The sequence below is a fragment of the Bacillus sp. MYb56 genome (assembly GCF_002976445.1).
Lineage (GTDB): Bacteria > Bacillota > Bacilli > Bacillales > Bacillaceae_G > Bacillus_A > Bacillus_A mycoides.
This window is the reverse complement of the sequence record NZ_PCOH01000003.1, coordinates 281,647-306,251: the sequence shown is the minus strand read 5'-3', so window position 1 is coordinate 306,251 and position 24,605 is coordinate 281,647. Positions and strand designations below refer to the sequence as shown.

Sequence of the window (24,605 nt, the reverse complement as noted above, 5' to 3'; positions counted from 1 at the left end):
TTAGCTGTTTTTTCGTTTTCCTATTAATTTTGTTACAGAGAGCATTGTAATTGGTAAAGAATGATTCTTTCGAAATGCTAAATATTTTCCACTCCATGCAGGTTTGTATTTTTCTTTAAAATGTCGTAAACCGCTGAAGCTATATGTGTAACGAACGTTATTAAATATTGCAGCAGCAACTCGTTCAGACCAGAACGATTGCGTTGATAAACCGACATTTGAGAGTGGTGCCATACCAATATTAAAGGAATGGTATTCATTTTCTTTTGCCCAGTGGAATAAGTGGATAAAAATTGCATCCATAATTCCGCTAGGGGCATCTGGATAATAACGCATTAAATCAACAGATAATATGCCACTTTGATATACTGGCATAAAGGTTGTGAATGCAATGATTTTTCCTTCTGCATCAGATAATGTAGCGATAGGGGCACGACTAATATACTCACGATCGAAGTACCCAAGTGAAAATCCTTTCTCTTTTTTTCCGCCGAGCCAAGCATCAGACACTTTCTTTAATTCCTCGTATAATTCGTCTGAGAATGGTGGCTCATGAATAGAGAATGTATAACCTTCTCGTTCAAAACGGTTGAAAGTGGCTCGCATACCAGCACGTTTCTTTCCTGTTATTGTAAACGTATTTAAATCAACGACAGCCTCTTCACCAAGTTTAAAGAAGTTGTAGCCAAAATCGTGGTATAAGCTCATCCATTTGCTTTCAATTTGATAGAATACGCAAATATACCCAAATCGATCAGCTTCAGTCAAAAATTCTTGCAATACAGTGCGGTAGGAGGATGGATCACCAATTGGATCACCTAGTACAACAAGACGTTTTCCAGTAATTGAAAAGAGAAGAAGTGCTTTTCCGTCACTACTGAAGAAGAACTGTTTATCCCCTAAAAAACCTAAATGACTAAGTACATTCCCGCCATGTTCATCTAAGAAGTTTTCTAACCTTTTATCATTAGCTGGTTGCCCGGGAAATTCACTACGGTAACGATTGGCAATTAGTGAGCCGATAAGTAAAAAAGTAGGAACGAAAAAGGCTGCTGCTAATGCACTTCGTTTAACTTGTGTAATATTTCGAACGACAAAATCAGGTTGGAACGCTTCTTTTGCACCCGCAAATAAAATACCTAAGTTTTTATATAAATATAACGTAAGTAATAAGAAGATAAATACTTTTACGATATCAGAAAGTGAGACTTCCATTTTCTCGCGTATAAATCTTTTACGAAGCATATACAACACAGCAAGTACGATTAATAAAATAAAGGTTTCTTCAATGTCAATTCCTTTTAGGGTATTAAAGATTGCTGCTCCAATTAAAGAAACAATCGTCATATAGTAAGAACGCTTTGTTCCATAATATATGCCTCGCGAAAGAATCAGGAGGAGAATACCGAATGTTAATGATAAGCTAAAAGAAAATTGAATAAGGTGCTTTGGAGCTAAAATATGTAAGGCGTGAGCTCGATTTATACTAGTCGGTAAAATTGTTGATAGAATAACCATTAAGCCAGCGAATACTGTTAAAGCGGCGGATGCCCATGAACCTAATTTCCCTAAAAAATCACGTTGTAAAGTCCAAATTACACCAGTTGTTTCTAACGCAGGTGCAATAAATGGTTTATCTTCAATTTTTTTTATGGCAGCTCCTGTCATTTCAAAGGCTGCAAAAATGAGACCTAGGCAGAATGGTAAGATGTAATAGACAAGTCGGTATAATAACATAGCAGGTAGTAATACGCCTGTATCAACGCCGTATTGTCCTAGTCCAGTTAAGAAAACAAGGTCAAATGAACCAAGGCCACCAGGAACAAGACTTACGACACCAGCTAAAGCAGCAATTACGTAAACACCTAAAAACTTTTGAAATTCGATATCAATTCCAAACAATATTAAAATGACGTACATAACGATACCGGCAGATACCCACTCGACTAATGAAACTAATGAATATAAAACAGTTGGATTTTTCTCTTCTTCTTCCTCTTGTTCGTCTAGCTGTTTTGTTTTTCTATTTTTAATTTTAGAAAACCCAATATATATAGGAACGAAAAGAGCAAAGAAGATAAGAACAGGCCATAACCACGGTTTTTCGTGCAGAATAAAACTAGTGTCTAATATTCCAATAAGGCCGAGGAATGACAGAATGGCTAATCCGTTAATAAAAGCGGTTGTCATCCAAGCAATACTTTTAATAAGTTTTCCATTATCTTTTATATGCGGACGATATAGCATTGTACGTACACCGGCACCAACAAGACCACCAAAACCGATAAATCCATTTAAAGTGTTGGCAATCCATGAGATGCGGAAGATCTTTTGTACAGGTATATCTGCTTTTAAGTAACGAAGCATAACAAAGTCATAAAAGAACATTGTTGAAACTGCAAATGCACCGAGTGTAATCGCTAAAAATACCCCACCAGTTGGAATGTTTTTAATTGTTTCAATTGCTTCTAAAAAAGAAATGCCTGCTAATTCTTTTTTAGCTTGAAAGAAAACAATTGTTAAGACAACAAATGGGAAGATTATTTTCCCGATTTGTAAGAAACGTTTCCATGAAAACGACATAAATACAACTCTCCTTGTGTAAGAAAACTGAGACAATAATATTATTATGACAAACTTCAAGAAAAATAAAAAGGTAAATTCCTGTATAGGGAAGCTATTTTTTATATAGGTTATATTTAAAAGAATATTTCGTTTATTAGAAAATTGAGTTAAGATAAGGTGAAAGAAGGAAGAGAGGGGAAGTAGATGATTATAATAGGTTATGCAGGATATGAGTTAGAAAAAGAAAAACCGAATACATCAGAAGATTTTTTTAATAGATCTGAAGTAACATATATATTAAATAATCAAGAGAAAACCTTTTCTGTCTTATATGTTCGATATTTTGAAGAAATTTTACAAGAAATTATCCCTTTTGAAGGAAATCCAGTTTATAAAGTAGAAGAACAAGACGTATATTTACGAGATATTGTAGCGATCGCTTGTTTAGTGAAAGATAAAGAGCTACGCGCGCAGAAGCGCTTGTATCTCAATGAAGTAACAGACTTTCAACGATACTTTGATGAGGGAACAGTGGTGAAAGTACAAGAAATATTAGCTGAATTACATAAAAATAAAAGAGTAGAAATAGCGTAAAACGGCAAAGGAGAGAGAAGCCATGTCTAATTTGATGGTTGAAAATCAAACAGAACAAGTTTCTATATTTTTAGAAGATGTAATTTCCTTGATAACTAATTATGTGAATTATCATACGTTACCTTCTTTATTGGAGGAGACACCAACAGGAAACGAGCAATACTATAAAGGGATATTAGCATCAATAAGAAGACTTCTTGTTTTTTGTGAAGAAGGACTTGATGCATGTTTTGTTTTGTTGAATAGCCAACCATTTCGAAAGACCGCAGCTGAAACAGTTTTATATAAGATTTACCATCAAGTAATTGCAGAGTTTTTTTCGCCAAAGAATGATCATTGGTATGAAAATAGTCGTTCTGCTTATACAGGGAAAAATTCTATTGTTTTTCAGCAAATCCCCCCTGGATCTATAGAACGAATGATGAAGGATTTAGAAGGGAAATTTCAATTGATGCGTGAAGAACTAGAATATTATGAGACAGATTACCAAACAAAAATGTTGCACAAATATTAATTAAGGAAAAGAAGCTAAGGATACTTAGCTTCTTTTCCTTTTGTCCAGTTATATAAGGGATTTTAATTGAATATAGTTAAAGTGGATAGCATCAAGGAGGTGTGACATGAGTCAGCAAGGTGTATTTACAGATTACTTTCATGAAGTAGAAAGCTGGTGTGAAAGTGTTCTTCAAGTATTAGATAGCCGTGCAATGGAAGTGTATGATGTCCATATGCTTGCTTATAAAATTCAAACGTTATTAGAGCGTATGAAAGAGCATGAATACGACACAGATGCCGAGTTTATGTATGAAATAAGTGATGATGTAGAACATATTCAACACCATTTACAGGAAGTATTTATGCAAGAAGGAGAGGAATATGAACTATGTGAAAGAGGGGATAGCGAACGAGCTGTTCCGATTGGGGGGCATACCCTTCCACCATTACCTTATCCATATAATGCGCTAGAACCGTACATTTCACGAGAAATTATGATGTTACACCATGATAAACACCATCGTAGTTACGTGGAAGGATTAAATAAAGCAGAGAAGATGATGGAAGAAGCGAGAAAAACAAATCAATTTGATTTAATTAAGCATTGGGAAAGAGAAGCGGCTTTTCATGGATCAGGTCATTACTTACACACGATATTTTGGAATAACATGAAAAAAGATGGTGGTGGAAGTCCGAGAGGGGCTTTTTCACAACAAATTGAGCAAGATTTCGGAAGTTTTTTACGTTTTCAAAAGCATTTCACGGAAGCAGCTTCTAAAGTGGAAGGTTCAGGATGGGCAATTCTTGTATGGGTACCCCGTTCAGGAAGGTTAGAAATTTTGCAAAGCACGCTTCATCAATTGTTTACACAGTGGGATACGATACCACTCCTTGTACTGGATGTATGGGAACATGCGTATTATTTACAATATCAAAATCGAAAAGATGAATATATTAAAAATTGGTGGAATGTTGTAAATTGGCCAGATGTAGAAAAGAGATTTGAAAGTGCGAAGCAAATTGAATGGACACCGTATTAGACGCATATCTCATGCGTCTTTTTTAGTGGAGGTGGAAGGAAGATTTCGTTCATATTTTAAAAGGCCAAGCATACACTTGTACAAAAAGTGCCAAAAGGACGTGGGGGGGAAATATGAGACGAATTTGTATAATAATTACGCTAATTATAATGTACGCAAGCGTTATGCCAATTCCTGCATATGCAAAAATGAACGGTGGTGTCAGTGCTCGTAACGCAGTCTTAATGGAACAACAATCCGGTCGTGTGCTATATGGGAAATTAGAACATGAGCCACAAAAAATTGCTAGTATAACAAAAATTATGACAGCATTGTTAGCTGCTGAATCAGGAAAAATGAAAGAATTAGTATCGGTTAGTAATGAAGCGGTACGAGTAGAAGGATCGGCAATTTATTTAAAACCTGGACAAAAAGTTAAGTTAGAAGATTTAGTTTACGGATTAATGCTTAGATCTGGTAATGATGCAGCACAAGTAATTGCTGAAAATGTGGGAGGGAGTATAGAAGGATTTGTATATTTAATGAATGAAAAGGCGAAAGAAATCGGAATGAAAGATACGCATTTCTCAAACCCGCATGGCTTGGATGGGGATGGATCGCATTATTCGTCGGCTTATGACATGGCATTATTAACGAAATATGCAATGGGGAACGAGACCTTTAAGAAAATTTTTGGAACAAAAACGTATAAATCAGATTCTTGGGATTATCCGTGGAAAAATAAACATAAGCTTGTGACATCTTATTATGAATTTGCAACAGGGGGAAAGACAGGTTTTACGAAGAAAGCAGGACGGACGCTTGTCACAACAGCTTCAAAAGATGGACTAGATTTAATTGTCGTAACTTTGAGTGCTTCTAGTGACTGGGATGATCATATGAATTTGTTTGATAAAGGCTTTGAACGCTATAAGCAAGCGAAAGTTTTAGGACAAGGCGCACTCGCTGAAATAAATGAAAAGAAATATGCCAATCATGTTTATACGAAAAATAGTTTTTCTGTACCTTTAACTGAAGAGGAAAGAAAGAGCGTTTTATTGAAAGTTGAGCTCGATAAAAGTGCAAAACTTACGGATGGAGTAAAGATTGGGAAGACAGAAATTTATGTAGGGAACGAGAAAGTTGGAGAACGAAATTTGTTTTACAGTAAACGAAAGTTAGTAGCTACAACAGGAATGTATTGGAATAACGTAAAAGAAATCTTCTCTTACATGATAGGTGTTGGGATAGATGGTTAATCTCGTATGGGCAGCGATGGCAGTTATAGGGATTGTGTATGCCATGATAAATGGAACGATGGAAGAAGTGACCAAAGCAGTGTTTGAAGGGTCAAAAGATGCTGTAACGATTTGTATTGGACTTATTAGTGTTTTAGTATTTTGGCTCGGTTTAATGAAAATTGCTGAGGAAGCTGGATTGTTAAAGAAGTTAGTATCACTTTTTATGCCGATAGTAAAAAGATTATTTCCAGAAATACCGAAGGATCACCCGTCAATGGGATTCATTTTATCAAATATGATGGCGAACTTTTTTGGGTTAGGTAATGCAGCAACACCTTTAGGTATTAAAGCAATGGAACAACTGAAAGAGTTAAATGGTGGAAAGGATTCAGCAAGTCGTTCTATGGTGACGTTTCTAGCATTAAATACTTCAGCGATTACATTAATTCCGACTACTGTCATTTCGATTCGAATGACTTATGAATCAGCAAACCCTACTGAAATCGTTGGCGTAACATTTATAGCACAAGTGTTATCGATGATTGGAGCGATTTGGATTGACCGCTATTTTTACCGGAGAAGGAGTAGAAAGGGGCGGAAAAAATGAGTATTGTAAATACAATTTCATTATGGGTAATTCCTTGTGTAATTGGTTTTATCCTTTTGTATGGCACGATAAAGAAAGTTCCAACGTACGAATCGTTCGTTGAGGGCGGAAAAGAAGGGATTCAAATTGCGGTTTCCATTTTGCCGTTTATGGTTGGAATGCTTGTATCTATTTCTATTTTCCGGGCATCAGGTGCTTTAGATGCAATGATATCGGTAATGAAGCCGATGTTAGACTTTATACATGTACCAGCCGAAATCGTTCCACTTGCACTTATACGTCCGATTTCGGGATCTGCTGGTTTAAGTATTACGACCGACTTAATCGCTACATATGGGCCAGACTCGTTTATTGGTAGGTTAGCTTCAACGATGCAAGGTAGCACAGATACGACTTTTTATATATTAACAGTATACTTTGGGGCTGTCGGTATTAGAAAAATGGGAGATGCATTAAAGGTAGGACTTTTTGCAGATTTAATCGGAATTATTTGTTCAATTGTGTTTGTTTCCCTATTGTTTCGGTAATGCTATTCATTTTTTGCGCTATTTAGCTTATAATACGTATACGACCACTATTAACGTGTAGTTTAATAGTGGTTTTTTTATGCGGTGTTTTTGACAAAATGATGAACTTTTATCGTGGACAACATGAAAAAGTGTAAACAATAATAAAGGGTGAAAACGTGATATGCCTTTAGACGTTTATCATCATGGCTATGTTGTTAAAGATAGGCGAAGTAAATGGCATAAAGCTTAGGCGGTTGCCAAGTCTTTCTAATGTAAGGTAAGATAAATTTGAGGTGAAAAAAAGAAATGGAACGATTACAAAAAGTGATTGCGCAAGCAGGTATTGCATCGAGAAGAAAGGCTGAGGAATTAATTCAGCAAGGGAAAGTGAAAGTTAATGGGAAAATAGTGAAGGAGTTAGGAACAAAAGTAACTCCTCAAGATAAAGTGGAAGTAAATAACATCCCTCTTGAAAAAGAAGAACCTGTTTATTTTTTACTATATAAACCAACTGGTGTAATTTCAAGTGTATCAGATGATAAAGGAAGAAATGTTGTAACAGACTTTTTCCCTGAAATTAGACAACGTTTATTCCCAATCGGACGCTTAGATTATGATACGTCTGGCGTATTATTGATGACAAATGATGGTGAATTTGCAAATGTATTAATGCATCCGAGATATAAAGTTGAAAAAACGTATGTTGCGAAAATTAAAGGGCCATTAACAGGTGAGAAAATTCGCATGTTAGAACGAGGTGTTGCATTAGAAGATGGGAAAACAGCACCAGCACAAGCGAAAATTATTTCTTGGGACAAGCGTAAAGAGATGGCAATTGTACAATTAACGATTCATGAAGGACGTAACCGTCAAGTACGCCGCATGTTTGAAGCGTTAGATTGTAAAGTAATGAAATTAAAACGTGAACGGTATGCCTTTTTAGAAGTGGGTAGTTTGCGTCCTGGCGATGCAAGAGAATTGACACCACATGAGGTGAAACAATTACGTGCATTGGCTTCTACAAAGCCTCGCTAATCTATATTGTGAAACTTTCACCAGTGGAATGCTCCGCTGGTGATTTATTAAAAAATACATATATTTATCACTCGTCGAAGAGAGGGGAGACAACATGAAAAAAAATCGCTTATTATTTCGTGTTATCATTTTGCTCATTTTAAGCGGTGCGGTAGGGTTTACGCTATATCAAGGGTTTTTTACTGATAAAGAGAAAATGCAAATTGGAAAAGAAGCACCTAACTTTGTTGTAACTGATTTAGAAGGAAAGAATATTGAATTAAAAGATTTAAAGGGAAAAGGTGTATTTTTAAATTTTTGGGGAACTTGGTGTAAACCTTGTGAAAAAGAAATGCCTTATATGAATGAGTTATATCCGAAATATAAAGAAAAAGGCGTTGAAATTATTGCCTTAGATGCAGATGAAACGGATATCGCAGTGAAGAACTTTGTGAAACAATATGATTTGAAATTCCCAGTTGCAATTGATAAAGGGCAAAAGATCATAGGTACATATGGAGTGGGACCATTACCAACAACCTTTTTAATTGATAAAGAAGGAAAAGTAGTAGAGCAAATTATAGGTGAGCAAACGAAGGAACAATTGGAAGAGTACTTAAAGAAAATCACTCCATAATTAAGAAAGCCTTTATATAAGAGGTGCTTACGTATAGCGCCTTCGCTTTAAAAATTCTGAGTATTGCGGTAACTCTAAGATGGAATATACAATAGTACATATAGATAAAAGGGCGGTGAGAGCTTTGAAAGAAATTAAGTGTGAATGTGGACATGTTAATCCGATAGGAACCATTTTTTGTGAAGCATGTGGGAAACCATTTGAAAGTAATGAAAATATAAAATTATTGGATATGAGATATGAGGGGAGTGCTCGGAGATCTCTCACACATACAAAAACGATAGTCGATAAAATTTGGAGTTTTTTCTCTTCTGTAAAAGTAGGTGTATGGTTAATCGTAATAACTTTAGCTGCATCGGCAATAGGAACTATCTTTCCCCAAGAAATGTACATAACTCCAGGAATCGAACCAGCTGAATATTATAAGACCGAGTATGGATTTTTAGGACAATTATACTATCAATTAGGATTTAATAATTTATATGGATCATGGTGGTACATGATTTTAATTGCTTCCATTGGTATTTCACTTGTTATATGTAGTTTAGACCGTGTCATTCCTCTTTATAAAGCTTTAAAAAAACAAGGGGTGAAAAGACACCCAAGTTTTTTGAAAAGACAGAGAGTGCACGGGACTGGTACGCCGCATGAAGGTGACTTAGAACGAGTTCAAATTAATTTAAAGAAACGTAATTATAATGTGAAAGTGGAAGACGGGAACGTTTTAGCGGAAAAGGGACGTTTTTCACGTTGGGGTCCATATGTAAACCATATTGGTCTTATTATCTTTCTATTCGGTGCAATGCTACGTTTTTTACCGAGTATGTATGTAGATGAAGCACTTTGGTTACGTGACGGTGAAACGAAAGAAATACCAGGAACAGATGGTCAATACTATTTGAAAAACGAAAAGTTTATCAAGGAAGTTTATGATAAGAGTAAGGATAAAGAAGTTTTTGATGAAGCAATTGATCGTGTTGGTGATAAAATGATTGCGAAAAACTTCCAAACAAATGCTGTATTATATAAAGCGGTAGGAGAAAATATAGCGGGTCAAAAACCAAAATTAGAAAAGGTAAAAGAAGCTGAAATTCGAGTGAATGAGCCACTGAAATTTGATCAATTTGCTGTTTATCAAGTGGATTACAAAGAAAGTGAATTTAAAAGCATGTCTTTCCATTTGCAAAACAAAGAAAATAATCAAAAGTTGGGACCGATTAAAGTAGATTTAGCGAATCCTACAGAAAAATATGATTTAGGAAATGGGTATTCTCTAGAACTATTAAGCTATTTTCCTGATTTTTATTTTGATGAGAATGGAAGGCCGAATACGAAAACAAAATTACCGAATAATCCTGCATTCGTCTTTAAAATGTTTACCCCGGAAACACCAGATGGTGAAGTTAGTTTCGTCGGTATTCAGCAAAACATAGAGCCTGACGGGAATAATAAATATAAAATGTCATTTGCAGGTGTGGAAATGCAAAATGCAACAGCTCTTACAGTAAGAAAAGATTTGACGCTTTGGATTCTCGGTATTGGAGGATTTATATTTATGGTTGGTGTGATTCAAGGTATGTATTGGAACCATCGCCGTATTTGGATACAACGTGTTAATGATGAATGGTGGGTTGCAGGCCATACGAATAAAAATTGGTTCGGCTTAAAGAAAGATATTGAAAGAGTACTAGAAGGAACAGCGATTCCACAACCACACGATAAAATGAATGAAAAAAATTAGTTAAGGTGGGGAAACGATATGGTACAAATAAGTAGTAATTTTCTGTTCGCGGCGTTTATCTTATATTTAATTGCAACTTTATTTTTTGGAGGAGCAATTAAAGAAAAAGGTAACAAGTGGGCAAATATAGGTATAACTATAACAATTTTAGGATTTATTGCACAAATAGTATATTTTGTTACAAGATGGATCGCATCAGGACATGCACCGGTTAGTAACTTTTTTGAATTTGGTACATTTTTTGGCATGATGCTTGTGGGAGCTTTTATCATTATGTACTTTGTATATCGTGTAAGTATTATTGGTTTATTTGCTTTACCGGTAGCTCTTTTATTAATCGCTTATGCAAGTATGTTCCCGAGAGAAATTTCGCCGCTTATCCCATCTTTAAAGAGTAATTGGCTACATATTCATGTAACGACAGCGGCAGCGGGACAAGCAATATTAGCAATTAGTTTTATTACAGGCGTAATGTATTTACTGAAAAATGTAGATCAATCAACAAGAAGTAAGCGTACATTTTGGTTAGAGACAGTAGTTTTCACACTTGTTTGTACAGTTGGGTTTATTGGAATAACAACGGTATTTTCTAGTATGAAATACGAAGCGAAGTTTCAATGGATTGATAAAAATGAACAACAAGTTGAAATGAAGTATAATCTCCCTGCTTTAGTTGGACCGCATGAAGGGAAGTTAATGACAGAAAATAAATTAGAGCCAACAGTTGAAGTTCCAGCGATTGTAAATGCGAAAAAATTAAATACTGTTATTTGGTCAGTGTTAGTCGGAACGCTACTTTATATTGTATTAAGACTTGTTTTACGTAAGCGAGTGTCAGCGGCACTTCAGCCGTTAGTAAAGAATACGAATAGTGATTTATTAGATGAAATCGGATATCGTTCTATTGCGATAGGATTCCCGGTGTTTACATTAGGAGCATTAATCTTTGCAATGATCTGGGCTCAAATCGCTTGGACGCGCTTTTGGGGTTGGGATCCAAAAGAAGTTTGGGCGCTTATTACTTGGCTCTTTTATGCTGCGGTATTACATTTACGTTTATCTAAAGGATGGCATGGAGAAAAATCCGCCTGGCTTGCAGTGATTGGTTTTGCAATCATTATGTTTAACTTTATTGTAGTAAACTTAATTATCGCGGGTTTACATTCATATGCATAGAGAAATAAAATAGGAGAGTGTATGTCACTTTCCTATTTTATTTTTGTCAAATTTTCTTCTTTTTTGAGAAAAACATGACAAAGTAGCGGTTGATTCTGTAAAATGATGTCGAGGACCAAATATACTGTTCAAAAAAAATACATAGTTTTGGAAAAAAAATGAACAAACTTTATTATTCTTGTGAAGCATAATATGGGAAGTGGAACGTTAAAAAATGCTTAATTAGACGAGGATAGGTGCAACATTATATTGTAGAAGGGTAGGTGTAAACCGTTGTGGTAAAAGTACGCAGCGGGTAGAAATGGAAAATGAATCAAGAATTTTAATTGTAGACGATGAGGATCGTATTCGTCGTTTATTAAAGATGTATTTAGAAAGAGAGCAATACACAATTGAAGAAGCGGATAATGGTGATACAGCTTTAGAAATGGCGTTACAAAATGATTATGATTTAATCCTACTGGATATTATGATGCCTGGTAAAGATGGTATCGAAGTGTGTAAAGGGATTCGTGAGAAGAAAGCGACGCCAATTATTATGCTGACAGCAAAAGGTGAAGAAGTAAATAGGGTACAAGGGTTTGAAGTTGGAACTGATGATTATATTGTAAAGCCGTTTAGCCCGCGTGAAGTAGTACTTCGTGTGAAAGCGGTATTACGCCGCGCTGTACCAACGACATTCTTTACACAAGATACAACGACGAAAGATGTTACTGTTTTCCCTCATTTAACAATTGATAATGATGCGCACCGCGTTACAGCGGATGGTAATGAAGTAAACTTAACACCGAAAGAATATGAATTACTATTATTCTTAGCGAAATCCCCGGATAAAGTTTTTGACCGTGAGCAATTGTTAAAAGAAGTATGGCAATATGAGTTCTTCGGAGATTTACGTACAGTTGATACGCATGTAAAGCGTTTACGTGAAAAGTTAAGTAAACAATCACCAGATGCAGCGAAAATGATTGTTACCGTTTGGGGCGTAGGTTACAAGTTTGAGGTTGTGAACGACTGATGCTTTGGAGAAGTGTAGTAGGGAAGTTATGGATGACCATATTACTTCTCGTTTCGTTTGTTCTTGGATTTGTTGCTATTTTACTTTCACAGTTTTTTAGAACGTATTATGTTGATATGAGTGAAGCTAGGCTTCAGAAAGTTGCAACAAGTGTCACGGAATTAATTGAAGAAGGTGCCGATGTAAAAACGATTGAGGATATTGCTTACAAATTTTCTGATCCACTTTCAAGGATTATCATTGTAGAAGACGGTAAGGAAATTTCTTCTTCGCCGAAACAAGAAGGATTAGTTACTCTTACAATAGATGATTTGAAAAATGATAAAGAATTAGCAGCTGTTTTTACAGATAAAAAGGATATTAAGAATAATATTAGAAAAGCTTCTAATAGTAGGAAGAATAAAAATACTGAAAATGATATTATGATCGTCGGGAAGCCAGTACAGTCAAAAAATCAAAGTGCAGTGTTTGTATATGAATCATTGCAAGTTCCAATACAAGGTATGGAGAGAACGACTGATTTTATTTTCTTATCAGCCGGGATTGCGATTATTTTAACGACTTTCTTTGCATTTTTCTTATCTACTCGAATTACGGCACCACTTCGTAAAATGCGTGAGGTTGCATTTGAGGTAGCGCGCGGGAAATTTGATACGAAAGCCCCTATGGTGTCGCAGGACGAAATTGGTGAGCTTGCAACTGCTTTAAATCAAATGGGAAAACAGTTGAAGTTTAATATGAATGCCCTGCAGCAAGAAAAAGAGCAGTTAGCTAGCATTTTGAGTAGTATGGCAGATGGTGTTGTTACGTTAAATCAAGAAGGTGAAGTCGTTGTTATCAACCCACCGGCAGAACACTTCTTACAAGTTTGGCAAGAAGAAAAAGAAGTAGAGTTAATTAAAAAACTGCCTTCTGAACTTGTTGAACTATTCCATCTCGTTGTAGAAAGTGAGCAACAACAAGTTGTTGAAATTAATTTGCAAAAAGGTAACTACGTAGTTCTTATGACACCGCTTTACAATCAAACAAAAATTCGTGGAGCTGTAGCAGTATTGCGAGATATGACGGAGGAGCGTCGTCTTGAGAAAATGCGTCAAGACTTTATTGCGAATGTATCACATGAACTTCGTACACCGATGGTAATGCTTCAAGGATATAGTGAAGCAATTTTAGATGATATTGTGCAAACGAAAGAAGAAATTAATGAGTTTGTTCAAATTATTTATGATGAATCTGTTCGTTTAGGTAAACTTGTAAATGAGTTATTAGATTTAGCCCGTATGGAAAGTGGACATGTAGAGTTACATATAGGGGAAGTAGATATTCATCCATTTGTCGAAAAAATTGGCCGTAAATTCCAGGGGATTGCAAAGGATAAAGAAGTCCAATTAACAGTGGATTTCCAAAGTCCAATTGAACAATATCCGTTTGATGCAGACCGTATGGAACAGGTACTGACGAATTTAATTGATAATGCAATCCGTCATACAAATGCAGGTGGACATGTTACACTTGTAATTAATACGAAAAATAGTGGCCTTACTTTCGAAGTGCAAGATTCAGGTGCTGGTATTCCAGAAGAAGATATTCCGTTCTTGTTCGATCGATTCTATAAAGCTGATAAAGCGAGAACTCGCGGGAAAAAAATTGGAACAGGACTCGGGCTTGCGATTGCTAAAAATATTGTTCAAGGTCATGACGGGAAGATTTTTGTATCAAGTGTCGTTGGAGAAGGAACTACATTCTCTGTATATTTACCAAATCGTATAATTTAGATATATATGTTTTTTAAAAGTTGATCATGAATAAAAGCTTTACTGTTTTTTTATTTTTTTGTAAGTGCAATTAAATAAAGAATGGTAGAGTTTTTTTCTTTAATAATCAGAATGAAAATAAAAAGAGAGGTGTCATAATGAAATGAAACTTTATACAAAAACAGGTGATAAAGGGGAAACGAGTGTCATAGGTGGCCGAGTGGATAAAGATCATATACGTGTAGAAGCTTATGGAACAATTGATGAGGCGAATTCTCATATCGGATATGCCATGTCTAAATTACAAGAGGAATGTTTTCGTAACATTTATAACGAACTTGAAAATATTCAACATGAACTATTTGATTGTGGAGGGGATTTAGCAATAGTAGAGAAGAAAATCCCTTATAAAGTAACGATAGAGATGGTCGAGTATTTAGAGAGACGAATTGATTCGTATACAGAAGAAGCGCCGCCTTTAGAGCGTTTTATTTTACCAGGCGGTAGCGAGATATCGGCTGCACTACACATTGCACGTACAGTTATAAGAAGAGCAGAACGTTGTATAGTGTCATTGCAAAAAGAAGGAGAAACCAATGAAATTGTTCTAAAGTATGTAAATAGGTTATCTGATTATTTATTTGCGCTTGCTAGAGTAATAAATGCGCGTTTACAAGTGAAAGATGTGGAGTATAACCGCAGTGCACTTGTTTTTCGTAATAAAGAATAGAAGGAAGTGGAGTAATACACTTTCTTTTTTTTGTATACTTTTTTCTGTAATATCCCACAATAGAGAAGGTATGACGGCTATTAGAAAACGGAGGATGTATATGAAAGCGTTAAAATGTGGCGTGGTGATATTGAGTGTATTATTTTTATCTCAATTACATGTTTACGCTGAAGGGAATCAGTGGATATGGCCTGTTGATGGGCAGATAAGTGATTATTTTGGGACAAGACATGGGAAACACTATGGTATTGATATAGCTGCGCCTATTGGAACTCCTGTTGCAGCTATTCAAAATGGTAAGGTGACAAAGTCTTATTTTTCAAGTAGTTATGGAAATGTTGTATTTATTAAACATGGAGAATATGAGGCTGTTTATGCGCATTTAAATAAGAGATATGTAGTTCAAGGTGATAACATTTCAAAAGGAGAGCTAATTGGAGAGGTAGGGAATACAGGAGAATCGCGAGGAGCGCATTTACATTTAGAAGTGCATCAAGGGAGATGGACGATGGAGAAAAGAAATGCGATGAATCCGTTGCTTGTTTTAAATGAACAAAAAAATCAAGTTGTGTCATCATCACTATATATTGTACAAAAAGGTGATACTTTAGTTGGTATTTCCCGGAAATTTAGTATGACAGTTGAGGAAATTAAAGTGAGGAATGGATTGCGACAAGAGAAAATCTATCCGAACCAACAACTATACGTCAAGTAAAGGCAACGTCCCAAAAGCATAACTTTTGAATAAATTTATTTTCTTCTTATTTAAGATTGCGATAGTAAATGAAATTATATCGACGCAAATTGAAATATATCGAACATAGCTATTATTATATCGACATTTCGACAAGAAATATCGACTAACAATAAAATACGACAGTAAGAGCAACCTATTCCTAACGAAAAACCGTCCCAAAAGATCTTTTGGGACGGCTTCTTTTACCAAAAAATAAAGACACATATAAATCCAGTAATAGCTAAGTAGCTATATAAGTAAAAGACTTTTGTTCTTGTTTTTTCTTTTGTCCGAAATAGTACGATAGTTGGTTCGATTAGACCAATTGTAAGACAAAGTAAACCAAGAAGCATAAAGCCAATTGAAAGAGAATACAGGGCGATTTGTGGTGCTTGAAATGGAATCATCCATTTTAATAAAAATGCAATAAGTGCAGTGTAACAAATGCAACCGATGTATTTATTCAATGGTGTATCAGAACGGAAACCAGGAAGTTTCTTGGAAAACGGACGGGAAACAACTTCCGTTTGTAAAGATGTATGTTCTTCAATTATTTTTTGAGCTTCTTTTCCTTTTTGGAAAAGGGATAAAATCCAGTTTCGCTCACCTTGGAAAATAAATTGAGAAGTTGTTAAATAGTGATCAACTTTTACCTTATTCCAACTCTTCCATGGATGACGCTCACACAATTTTAATTTACTTTCTGTTTTTTTATCATACTGATAAATACTTATGCCATCTTGGTCAAAAGTAGCGTAGTATGTCTCTCTTGAGAATGTGCCTAGATCAATTGGACAGTAGAAAAGTAATTCTTTTTTCAAATAAAAGTATTCTTTTCTTAAGTTCTTTTTCATTGCTTCTCGAATAGAGTGTCTTTTATCTTTCTTCATGACATTTCCTCCATAACTCAGAAAATGTTCTTATCTTAACAATTCAACATCTTATCACTTTTGACGACATATGACTAGGGGGATTCATAAGAGAAATACCGAATTATAAAAAATATGGGTTGTATTGTAAAATATAGTAATCGTTTCTTTAATTATATAAAATCAATAACTTATTTTTAGTAAGTTACACTTTTTTTGTTCACAATACGATCATGTTGTTGTATAATGAAGTGGAAAATAGAATATCGGTCTATCTTCGGGGCAGGGTGAAAATCCCGACCGGCGGTGATGAACATTTAATAATTTCGTTCTAAGCCCGCGAGCCGTTAAGGCAGGATTTGGTGTGATTCCAAAGCCGACAGTACAGTCTGGATGGGAGAAGATGGAGGTTCAAGCGTTCAAAAAAGATAAGTATTTGAACGTCTGTTTGATGTGCCTTAAAATTCTCCCTTTGTGTAAATCACAAAGGGTTTTTTCGTTCTATGAAAAAATAGGCATAGCAGAACCTTTCCACTTTCCATGAGAAGATCGATGGAAAAGGAGAGAGAAAGATGAAACAAAAAAACAGTGTAGTGCAGATGGTGAGTGTAGCGATGCTAAGTAGTATTGCGTATTTACTAATGATGTTGGATTTTCCATTCCCAGGGCTTCCGCCATTTTTAAAAATTGATTTTAGTGATGTGCCAGCTTTAATTGCGGCGATAATTTTTAGTCCAATTGCAGGTGTAATTGTAGAAGCGATAAAAAATATTTTGCATTACGGAATTCAAGGAAGTTTAACGGGAGTACCAGTAGGAGAAGTAGCAAACTTTATAGCGGGATGTTTATTTATTGGTCCAGCAGCATTCTTATTCCGAAAGTATCGCACAGTAAAAAGTTTAACGACAGGATTAATGCTAGGTACAATTACTATGACAGTTATTATGAGTGTGTTAAACTACTTTATTATTTTACCAGCGTACACTTGGTTTTTAAATTCACCAGCTATGTCTAGTGATATTATGCGACAAACTATTGTAACGGCGATATTACCGTTTAATGTAATTAAAGGAATTGTTGTAACAATTGTATTTGTAGCATTATTTTCACGCTTGAAAGTATGGGTATTTGCAAAAATGAAAAATGCTTAAAAATATTAAACCATTGGCAGCGTAACTGCTAATGGTTTTTTTGTTAGTGAGAATGAAAAAGAGTGCAAAAAATCCCCCTCATAAGTATGAGGGGGATTTTTTGAAGTTAATAAAAGACTATTCGAATTTTAAAGAGTCGCCATCAAATGATTCGTCAGCAACTTTAATTGAGTCAGTTGGACAACCTTCGAATGCATCCATCATATCTTCAATTAATACATCTGGAATTTCAACGATACCTTGGTTATCGTCTAATGTTACAAATGCAATGCCTTCATCATCATAGTCATAAATGTCTGGTGCAGCAGCACCACAAGCACCGCATGCAATACAAGTATCTTTGTCAACGATTGTATATTTTGCCATATTTTTTCCCTCCTGATAATATGTATGTGAAAAGTTCGCCAAAAAATTATAATCTTATTGTAAAACGGTTTTAAAAACTTTTCAACATAAAATTATAATGATAATGCTTATCAATTAGAGTGTCAACTTATTTTTGAATTATTTCATAAGATTTTCAAAATACTTAAATGTTATTTCGTTTGATACAATAGAATATATACAAGCATGTAGTGTGAATATGATAAGTTAAATGAATAGCAGTTAATGTGCAATCGTATTGAAAAAGGAATGAAGTTAGACTGAGAGGTGGAAGCGGTAATGCAGCTACAATATACTTTATTATATTGTTTAAAACAATTGAATGGTGAAAGAACCGTTTCTTCGATTTATTATTTATTAAAAGGAAAGAGATCGTCGCAAACATTACAAGATGGGAATATGTTTCAAATTTCTTTTTTGTTTGGGATTTATAAGTCATTAAATAGAGCTGATTATGATCAAGAAGTTGCAAAGTTGTTACAAACGGATTTAGTTCAAGGTATACATGATAATACATATGTGTTAACGACTGCTGGTAACGTGCAATTAAACAAATGGGAAGGTGACTTTGCCTTTCCGACATATTTAAATGGTTTACACTATGGTGAAATAGGTGAAACGTTTTGGAAGAGATTATCATTGATCGTTCAAACTATTTCGAATTTACAACAGGCGAATACGAAATTTATTCCAATTCAACAGGATACAGAAATAATGATGTGGGTGAAACGTTTTCTCACTGGAATACCGTATATGAGAAGTGAATTGGCTAAAAGATTATGGAAGGAAATGCATACTCTTTTACAAAAAAATAATCCAGTAGAGGCGACAATCGTAATATATCGGTTAACTGGTTATAAACGTATTGGGTGTACTTTACAACAATTAGCGGAAATTACGAAACAAGATATATTTCGAGTGTATTTTTTATTTTGGGGTACAATTCATTTCCTTATTCAAGAAGTTCGCAATAAAGAAAATGAGTTTCCATTATTAGCTGAAATTATATCTTATCCAAATGAGAAAGCTGATTTATTTAGTTTATCAACGAAAAAAACATATAATCTTTGGAGACAAGGACGCTCTTTAGAAGAAATAGCAACAATTCGGAATTTGAAGGTTGCCACGATAGAAGACCATTTTGTAGAAATTGCTTTACGAGAAAAAGAATTTTCTATTGAAATGTTTATGGAAAAAGAAAAAATGGAAAAAGTAACAAAAGTAATTGAAGCATTACAAACACGTAAATTGCGTGTGTTGAAGCAAGCGGTTGGAGAGGAAATCTCTTATTTTGAAGTACGTCTTGTATTGGCACGGATGGAGGGTATAAATGAAGCTTGAGGAATATTTATATAAGTGGTTTGGATATTCTGAATTTCGTCCGGGGCAAAAAGGAGTTATTACGGACTTATTGGAAGGAAAAGATGTTGTAGCAATGCTTCCGACTGGAAGGGGAAAGTCAATGTGTTATCAACTTCCGGGGCTTCTGCAAGAGGGTACGGTGCTTGTTGTATCACCATTATTATCTTTAATGGAAGACCAAGTTACGCAATTAAAGTATGTCGTGAAAAATCGAGTTATTGCATTGAATAGTTTTCGGACGTTAATTGAAAAAAGAGAAGCAATGAAAAAGCTATCTTTTTATAAATTTGTTTTCGTATCACCAGAGATGTTGCAGTCGGAACTTCTAATAAGAGAATTGAAAAAAATTCATATTTCATTATTTGTCGTAGATGAAGCGCATTGTATTTCACAATGGGGCTATGATTTTCGGCCAGATTATAAAAAATTAGATAAAGTAATTGAGAGTATCGGATCTCCGACAGTACTAGCATTAACAGCAACTGCGACAAAGGATGTATTGCGAGATATAGCGGAAAGTTTAAATCTAAAAAATATTGCTGAGCATGTGTACTCAATTGATCGTCCAAATATTGCGATGGAAGTGCAATTTGTGGAAACAATAGAAGAAAAAAAAGAGGCGCTTTTTGAGCATGTAATGTATTTGCAAGGGCCTGGTATTGTTTATTGTTCAAGTAGGGCCTGGACAGAGCGTTTAACCGAGTATTTAAGAGGAAAAGGAATTACAGGTGTAGCTTTTTATCATGGTGGTATGGAACATGAAGAGCGTATGTTAATTCAACAACAGTTTATGAATGACCAGTTGCAAATTGTAATATGTACAAGTGCTTTTGGGATGGGGGTAAATAAGGCGAATACAAGATATATTATTCATTTTCAATATCCGACAAATGTAGCTTCCTATTTACAAGAAATTGGAAGAGCCGGAAGAGATGGAGAATTGAGTATAGCCATTTTATTATGTAGTCCATTGGATCACGATTTGCCAATTTCAATCATTGAAGATGAATTACCAAGTAAATCGCAAATACAATTTTTATTTTCGTTACTACAAGAAAGAATATTTCAAACGAAAGTATTACCATTAGAAGATGTAGAAGAAATTTGTTATAATGCAGCAAGATTTAATGAACAGTATTGGCGCTTTACACGTTATCATCTCGAACATCTTGGAATCATACAACAGCGGAATCTCATGCTAGAGAGCTTGTCAGATGAAATAATGCACAGATTAATAGCGGAAGTGGAAGTGAGAATGCGTAATAAATATAGTGAGTTAGAAAATATGAAGTCATGGATACAAGTTCAAGGATGTAGACGTGAATATTTATTACAACAATTCGGTTATAGAAAAGAAAAAGAGATAGAAAACTGTTGTGATTACTGTGGTATTACAAAAACGGATTATAAAAAAAGACGAGCGCAACAGTTAGTTTTCGACTATAATTGGGAAACAGAGTTACAAAAGCTTTTCGGCCTAAGAAAGATGGAGGAATGATGAACATTCAAAGGCATAATGTTGAAGATATGAGTCCGAGAGAAATAAGACTGAATCTCTACATAACACAACTAATCATTATTGGTATCGGTTGTTTACTAGCATATATATTATTTCAAGATAAAAGAGAAGTTTATAGTTTATGGAAATGGGAACCGGTTTCTATACTTTTAATAGGTAGCTTGTTAGCGATTTGTATTGTGATATTAGATTATGTTGCAATGCGAGTGTTTCCAGAATCTTGGTTTGATGATGGTGGCATTAACGATAGAATGTTTCAAGGGATTTCTGTCATGCATTTACTTGTTATCACGTTTATTATTGGCTTTGCGGAAGAGTTTTTATTTAGAGGTGTAGTGCAGACTCATTTCGGAATTGTAATAGCGAGTTTAATTTTTGCTGTGTTACATATTCGGTATATAACGAAGCCTTTTTTGTTTTGTTTCGTCTGCTTTATTAGTTTTGTTTTTGGTTATGTATTCGAGTGGACAGGAAATTTGTTTATAACAATCTTTGCACACTTTCTTGTTGATTTTATAATGGGGCTCCAATTAAGAAAATAAATGGAAGGTGGTGGTGAACAACATGAGAAAACGAATTCCTGATTTTGAAGAGGAGTTAGAAGTTGAGCAAGTGGAAGAAGATGAAAGTTTACCGCCGCGTAGTGAAATTCATAGAAATAAAGAGAACAAACCAAAGTTTAAAATGAATCACATTTTCGTCCGAGTGTTAACATTTTTGTTCATATTGTTACCTATTAGTATCCTATGGTATACGGATAAGTATATACAGGTAAAAAGTGATAGTAATAATGCTGAGAAAAGTGCGTTTGAAGTAATTTTCTTTGATTCCGCTAAGACTGAATCAAAGAAGCAGTCTGAGAAAGTAGCAACTCATGTTGTGAAAGATGGAGAAACTTTAGAAAGTATAGCGAAGCAATATTTCTCAGATGAAGATGGGATAGAAATAATAAAAAAGTATAATGATTTACAAGAAGACGAAGTGAAGGTAGGACAAGAATTGAAAATTCCTATAAAAGATAAGTCCACGAAGTATGAGAGCTAGCTAAATGAGTGATATATAGCTCCACATAAAATTAAGGACTATACTTTACGAGGAGGGAGAGTAAAAAATATATGTCATGGATTATATTATTATGTACTCTCATATGCATTGGTTTTGTATGTCTTTTTGGAATGTATAAAGAAGCGATGCGTAATACAGTGTTGGAACATACTTTAGTGTTCGAAGAATTTCCGGAAAGTTTTCAAAAAGTTAAAGTTTTTTTTATTTCGGATATTCATAGAAGGATCATTTCTAGCTCGCTAATTGAACGAGTGAAAGGAAAAGCAGATATCGTAATTATTGGCGGTGATTTAGCTGAAAAAGGAGTACCTTTATCGCAAATCTCTTTAAATATTCAAAAGTTAAGAGAAATAGCCCCTGTATATTTTGTATGGGGAAATAATGACTATGAAATTGAATATCACGAATTAGATGCTTTATTAATAGAAAATAATGTGAAGGTATTAGATAATACAAGAGTTGTATTTGAGTCTGAATTAGGAGAGAAAATTTGCTTACTCGGTATCGATGATGTTGGATTAGAACGAGATCGTTTAGATTTAGCGTTGTCTGATTGTAAAGAAGAAGGTTTTCGCATTTTAATTAGTCACAACCCAGATATAATAAAGAAAATGTCTGGTAATGAACAAATTTCGCTCGTATTAAGTGGACATACACATGGAGGCCAGATTCGGTTGTTTCCATCTGAAAAGTATTTAAAGGGTGGCGTATATAAGCATTCTAATACGACTCTCTTTGTTAGTAATGGGTATGGAACAACATTGTTCCCTCTTCGTTTTCGGGCACCTTCCCAAACACATATCATTACGTTATGCGGAGGGAAATAATGCCGAATTCAAATGGAAAATATAATATAAAAGCTGTCTCAAATATACTCGGAATTCAACCGAGTACACTTCGCGCATGGGAAAGACGCTATCATATTATTGCCCCAAAGAGAAATCGTGCGGGGCATCGTTTATATACAGAAGAGCATATTCATATTTTGAAATGGTTAATGAACAAAGTTTCTGAGGGGATGATGATTGGACAAGCAGTTCAGTTATTAGAAGGGAATCGGTTGCAGAACAACGTTCAAAAAGAAAAAATTGCTGATACAGAAGTTGTTTTAGTGGACGATATACTACAAGCTTTGTTAGAATTTGATGAAATTACAATTTCTGCATTATTAAACGAGGTTTTTAGTATATATTCAACGGAAAAGGTTGTTGCAAGCATCATTCTTCAAGTGGCAAACAAGTTGTTAACTTTAAAAAGTAATAATGAGATTACAATGTCGCAATTCAAATATGTTGTATCATTCTTACAAACACGTTTAGGAATGATCTATCATAATGCGTCGGTGTATTCTTCCGTTAACAAAGTTTTCGTTTTAGAAAATAATATATTAAAAGGATTTATTTTCGCGACGTATTTACGACTAAAAGGATATCAAACAATGTATATGGGGACAAGTTTAGATGAAGAAGGTATTTTACTAGCTATTGAACAATTACAACCTAAATATTTGTTTATATCTTTTGATGATGAACGAGAACTTGAAGAGGCAGTAGAGTTTATTGACTTGTTGCAAGAAAAAAATGAAAACATCTCTGGTGGTTTTATAGGAAGAAAAGGCATTGGAGATCAATTAAATCTTCAAAATATCCTAATTGGTAACACGAAAGAAGAATGGGATGGATGGTTAAAGATGTCGGAATAGTCGTTCGAAAAGAACCATCTATTTTCTATTTCATATAATAAAAATTAGATGCAATGGTTACGTAGGGAGGGTATGAGATGAGACTGGAACGTTTAAATTATAATAAGATTAAAATTTTCCTAACATTTGATGATTTATCTGAACGAGGATTAACGAAAGAAGATTTGTGGAGAAATGCACCGAAAGTACAGCAACTATTCCGTGATATGATGCAAGAAGCAAATACAGAATTAGGGTTTGAAGCGGATGGACCGATTGCTGTTGAAGTATTTTCTCTACAAGCTCAAGGTATGGTTGTAATTGTAACAAAAGAAAATCACGAAGTGGACACAGAAGATGAGTTCCGTGACGAGTTTATTGAAATGCAAGTGACTCTTGATGAAAGTGAACATATACTTTACGAGTTTGCTACATTAGATGATGTAATCAATTTGTCAAATCGCTTATATAACCTTGGTGTAACTGATGGGAAGTTGTATACGTGGGATGATCGTTTTTATCTTTGGATAGAAGAAGAAGAGCAATTTCAATTATTGAAGGCGGATTTTATAGCTATTTTAGCGGAGTACGGTAATCCGTCAACAGCAACAATTTACCGCGTAATGGAATATGGTAAAGAATTAATGGATTCTCAAGCGATTGAACAAATATACAATTACTTTGTGAAAAAACAAAACCTCAGCTAATGTAACGTAGCTTGAGGTTTTATTTTTATTC

Annotated in this window: 25 protein-coding genes and 1 riboswitch; of the genes, 22 read left to right on the top strand and 3 right to left on the bottom strand. The window is 34.7% G+C overall.

What is annotated here, in order from left to right:
* Window positions 1–2,583, bottom strand: a complete 2,583-nt coding sequence (gene mprF, locus CQ058_RS06370; RefSeq protein ID WP_002193214.1) for a bifunctional lysylphosphatidylglycerol flippase/synthetase MprF — start codon at window positions 2,581–2,583, stop codon at window positions 1–3.
* 186 nt (window positions 2,584–2,769) lie between these two features.
* Here mprF and CQ058_RS06365 point away from each other — a divergent pair, with 186 nt between their 5' ends.
* From CQ058_RS06365 to CQ058_RS06300, 14 genes are all read left to right on the top strand, one after another.
* Window positions 2,770–3,159, top strand: a complete 390-nt coding sequence (locus tag CQ058_RS06365) for a hypothetical protein (RefSeq protein ID WP_078184182.1) — start codon at window positions 2,770–2,772, stop codon at window positions 3,157–3,159.
* Between the two features lie 22 nt (window positions 3,160–3,181).
* Window positions 3,182–3,673, top strand: coding sequence for a YpuI family protein (locus CQ058_RS06360; RefSeq protein WP_002086668.1), 492 nt, complete (start codon window positions 3,182–3,184; stop codon window positions 3,671–3,673).
* 106 nt (window positions 3,674–3,779) lie between these two features.
* Complete coding sequence (locus tag CQ058_RS06355; RefSeq protein WP_002030730.1) at window positions 3,780–4,694, top strand: superoxide dismutase; 915 nt, start codon at window positions 3,780–3,782, stop codon at window positions 4,692–4,694.
* Between the two features lie 113 nt (window positions 4,695–4,807).
* The gene (locus CQ058_RS06350; protein ID WP_002086664.1) at window positions 4,808–5,932 is read left to right on the top strand and encodes a D-alanyl-D-alanine carboxypeptidase family protein; all 1,125 of its coding nucleotides are present in this window, start codon (window positions 4,808–4,810) and stop codon (window positions 5,930–5,932) included.
* Window positions 5,925–6,521 carry a spore maturation protein SpmA gene (gene spmA / locus CQ058_RS06345; RefSeq protein ID WP_002086662.1) on the top strand — a complete coding sequence of 199 codons (597 nt, stop codon included), beginning with the start codon at window positions 5,925–5,927 and terminating at the stop codon, window positions 6,519–6,521. Before CQ058_RS06350 ends, spmA begins: the two co-directional genes overlap by 8 nt.
* Window positions 6,518–7,048: a spore maturation protein SpmB gene (gene spmB, locus CQ058_RS06340; RefSeq protein WP_002086660.1), complete on the top strand. Its 531-nt coding sequence runs from the start codon at window positions 6,518–6,520 to the stop codon at window positions 7,046–7,048. The genes spmA and spmB overlap by 4 nt, the downstream gene beginning before the upstream one ends.
* A 288-nt stretch (window positions 7,049–7,336) precedes the next feature.
* A complete protein-coding gene (gene rluB / locus CQ058_RS06335; RefSeq protein WP_002030733.1) occupies window positions 7,337–8,065 on the top strand; it encodes a 23S rRNA pseudouridine(2605) synthase RluB in 729 nt (242 codons plus the stop codon).
* A 94-nt stretch (window positions 8,066–8,159) separates the two neighbouring features.
* Complete coding sequence (gene resA, locus CQ058_RS06330; protein WP_002064495.1) at window positions 8,160–8,681, top strand: thiol-disulfide oxidoreductase ResA; 522 nt, start codon at window positions 8,160–8,162, stop codon at window positions 8,679–8,681.
* A 79-nt stretch (window positions 8,682–8,760) separates the two neighbouring features.
* Window positions 8,761–10,422, top strand: a complete 1,662-nt coding sequence (gene resB / locus CQ058_RS06325; RefSeq protein WP_050551709.1) for a cytochrome c biogenesis protein ResB — start codon at window positions 8,761–8,763, stop codon at window positions 10,420–10,422.
* A gap of 18 nt (window positions 10,423–10,440) precedes the next feature.
* Window positions 10,441–11,598 (top strand): cytochrome c biogenesis protein ResC, encoded by a 1,158-nt coding sequence (resC, locus tag CQ058_RS06320; RefSeq protein ID WP_002030737.1) that lies wholly within the window; start codon window positions 10,441–10,443, stop codon window positions 11,596–11,598.
* A gap of 301 nt (window positions 11,599–11,899) precedes the next feature.
* Complete coding sequence (gene resD / locus CQ058_RS06315; protein WP_002011758.1) at window positions 11,900–12,616, top strand: DNA-binding response regulator ResD; 717 nt, start codon at window positions 11,900–11,902, stop codon at window positions 12,614–12,616.
* Window positions 12,616–14,391: a sensor histidine kinase ResE gene (gene resE / locus CQ058_RS06310; RefSeq protein WP_002011760.1), complete on the top strand. Its 1,776-nt coding sequence runs from the start codon at window positions 12,616–12,618 to the stop codon at window positions 14,389–14,391. The genes resD and resE overlap by 1 nt, the downstream gene beginning before the upstream one ends.
* 142 nt (window positions 14,392–14,533) lie before the next feature.
* Window positions 14,534–15,100: a cob(I)yrinic acid a,c-diamide adenosyltransferase gene (locus tag CQ058_RS06305; protein WP_002193210.1), complete on the top strand. Its 567-nt coding sequence runs from the start codon at window positions 14,534–14,536 to the stop codon at window positions 15,098–15,100.
* Between the two features lie 100 nt (window positions 15,101–15,200).
* Window positions 15,201–15,815: a peptidoglycan DD-metalloendopeptidase family protein gene (locus CQ058_RS06300; RefSeq protein WP_002193209.1), complete on the top strand. Its 615-nt coding sequence runs from the start codon at window positions 15,201–15,203 to the stop codon at window positions 15,813–15,815.
* A gap of 224 nt (window positions 15,816–16,039) precedes the next feature.
* On the opposite strand, the gene CQ058_RS06295 is transcribed toward CQ058_RS06300, so the two are convergent.
* A complete protein-coding gene (locus CQ058_RS06295) occupies window positions 16,040–16,726 on the bottom strand; it encodes a hypothetical protein (protein WP_002030740.1) in 687 nt (228 codons plus the stop codon).
* Window positions 16,727–16,974: 248 nt separating this feature from the next.
* A riboswitch (FMN riboswitch) is annotated at window positions 16,975–17,114 on the top strand.
* A 163-nt stretch (window positions 17,115–17,277) separates the two neighbouring features.
* On the opposite strand from CQ058_RS06295, the gene CQ058_RS06290 reads away from it, so the two are divergent.
* A complete protein-coding gene (locus CQ058_RS06290; RefSeq protein WP_002011769.1) occupies window positions 17,278–17,856 on the top strand; it encodes an ECF transporter S component in 579 nt (192 codons plus the stop codon).
* A gap of 117 nt (window positions 17,857–17,973) precedes the next feature.
* Here the strand turns inward: CQ058_RS06290 and CQ058_RS06285 are convergent, their stop codons facing one another.
* Complete coding sequence (locus CQ058_RS06285) at window positions 17,974–18,222, bottom strand: ferredoxin (RefSeq protein ID WP_001151994.1); 249 nt, start codon at window positions 18,220–18,222, stop codon at window positions 17,974–17,976.
* 297 nt (window positions 18,223–18,519) lie between these two features.
* Here CQ058_RS06285 and CQ058_RS06280 point away from each other — a divergent pair, with 297 nt between their 5' ends.
* From CQ058_RS06280 to CQ058_RS06250, 7 genes are all read left to right on the top strand, one after another.
* Window positions 18,520–19,581: a YpbB family protein gene (locus tag CQ058_RS06280; RefSeq protein ID WP_002086645.1), complete on the top strand. Its 1,062-nt coding sequence runs from the start codon at window positions 18,520–18,522 to the stop codon at window positions 19,579–19,581.
* Window positions 19,571–21,100 (top strand): RecQ family ATP-dependent DNA helicase, encoded by a 1,530-nt coding sequence (locus CQ058_RS06275; RefSeq protein WP_002193208.1) that lies wholly within the window; start codon window positions 19,571–19,573, stop codon window positions 21,098–21,100. The genes CQ058_RS06280 and CQ058_RS06275 overlap by 11 nt, the downstream gene beginning before the upstream one ends.
* Window positions 21,100–21,663: a CPBP family intramembrane glutamic endopeptidase gene (locus CQ058_RS06270; protein ID WP_002193207.1), complete on the top strand. Its 564-nt coding sequence runs from the start codon at window positions 21,100–21,102 to the stop codon at window positions 21,661–21,663. The genes CQ058_RS06275 and CQ058_RS06270 overlap by 1 nt, the downstream gene beginning before the upstream one ends.
* Before the next feature lie 22 nt (window positions 21,664–21,685).
* Window positions 21,686–22,165 carry a LysM peptidoglycan-binding domain-containing protein gene (locus CQ058_RS06265; protein ID WP_002030746.1) on the top strand — a complete coding sequence of 160 codons (480 nt, stop codon included), beginning with the start codon at window positions 21,686–21,688 and terminating at the stop codon, window positions 22,163–22,165.
* Between the two features lie 71 nt (window positions 22,166–22,236).
* Window positions 22,237–23,013 carry a metallophosphoesterase gene (locus CQ058_RS06260; protein ID WP_002188977.1) on the top strand — a complete coding sequence of 259 codons (777 nt, stop codon included), beginning with the start codon at window positions 22,237–22,239 and terminating at the stop codon, window positions 23,011–23,013.
* Window positions 23,013–23,888: a MerR family transcriptional regulator gene (locus tag CQ058_RS06255; RefSeq protein ID WP_002193206.1), complete on the top strand. Its 876-nt coding sequence runs from the start codon at window positions 23,013–23,015 to the stop codon at window positions 23,886–23,888. Before CQ058_RS06260 ends, CQ058_RS06255 begins: the two co-directional genes overlap by 1 nt.
* Before the next feature lie 77 nt (window positions 23,889–23,965).
* Window positions 23,966–24,574, top strand: a complete 609-nt coding sequence (locus tag CQ058_RS06250; protein ID WP_002011786.1) for a genetic competence negative regulator — start codon at window positions 23,966–23,968, stop codon at window positions 24,572–24,574.
* The last annotated feature ends 31 nt before the right edge of the window (window positions 24,575–24,605 follow it).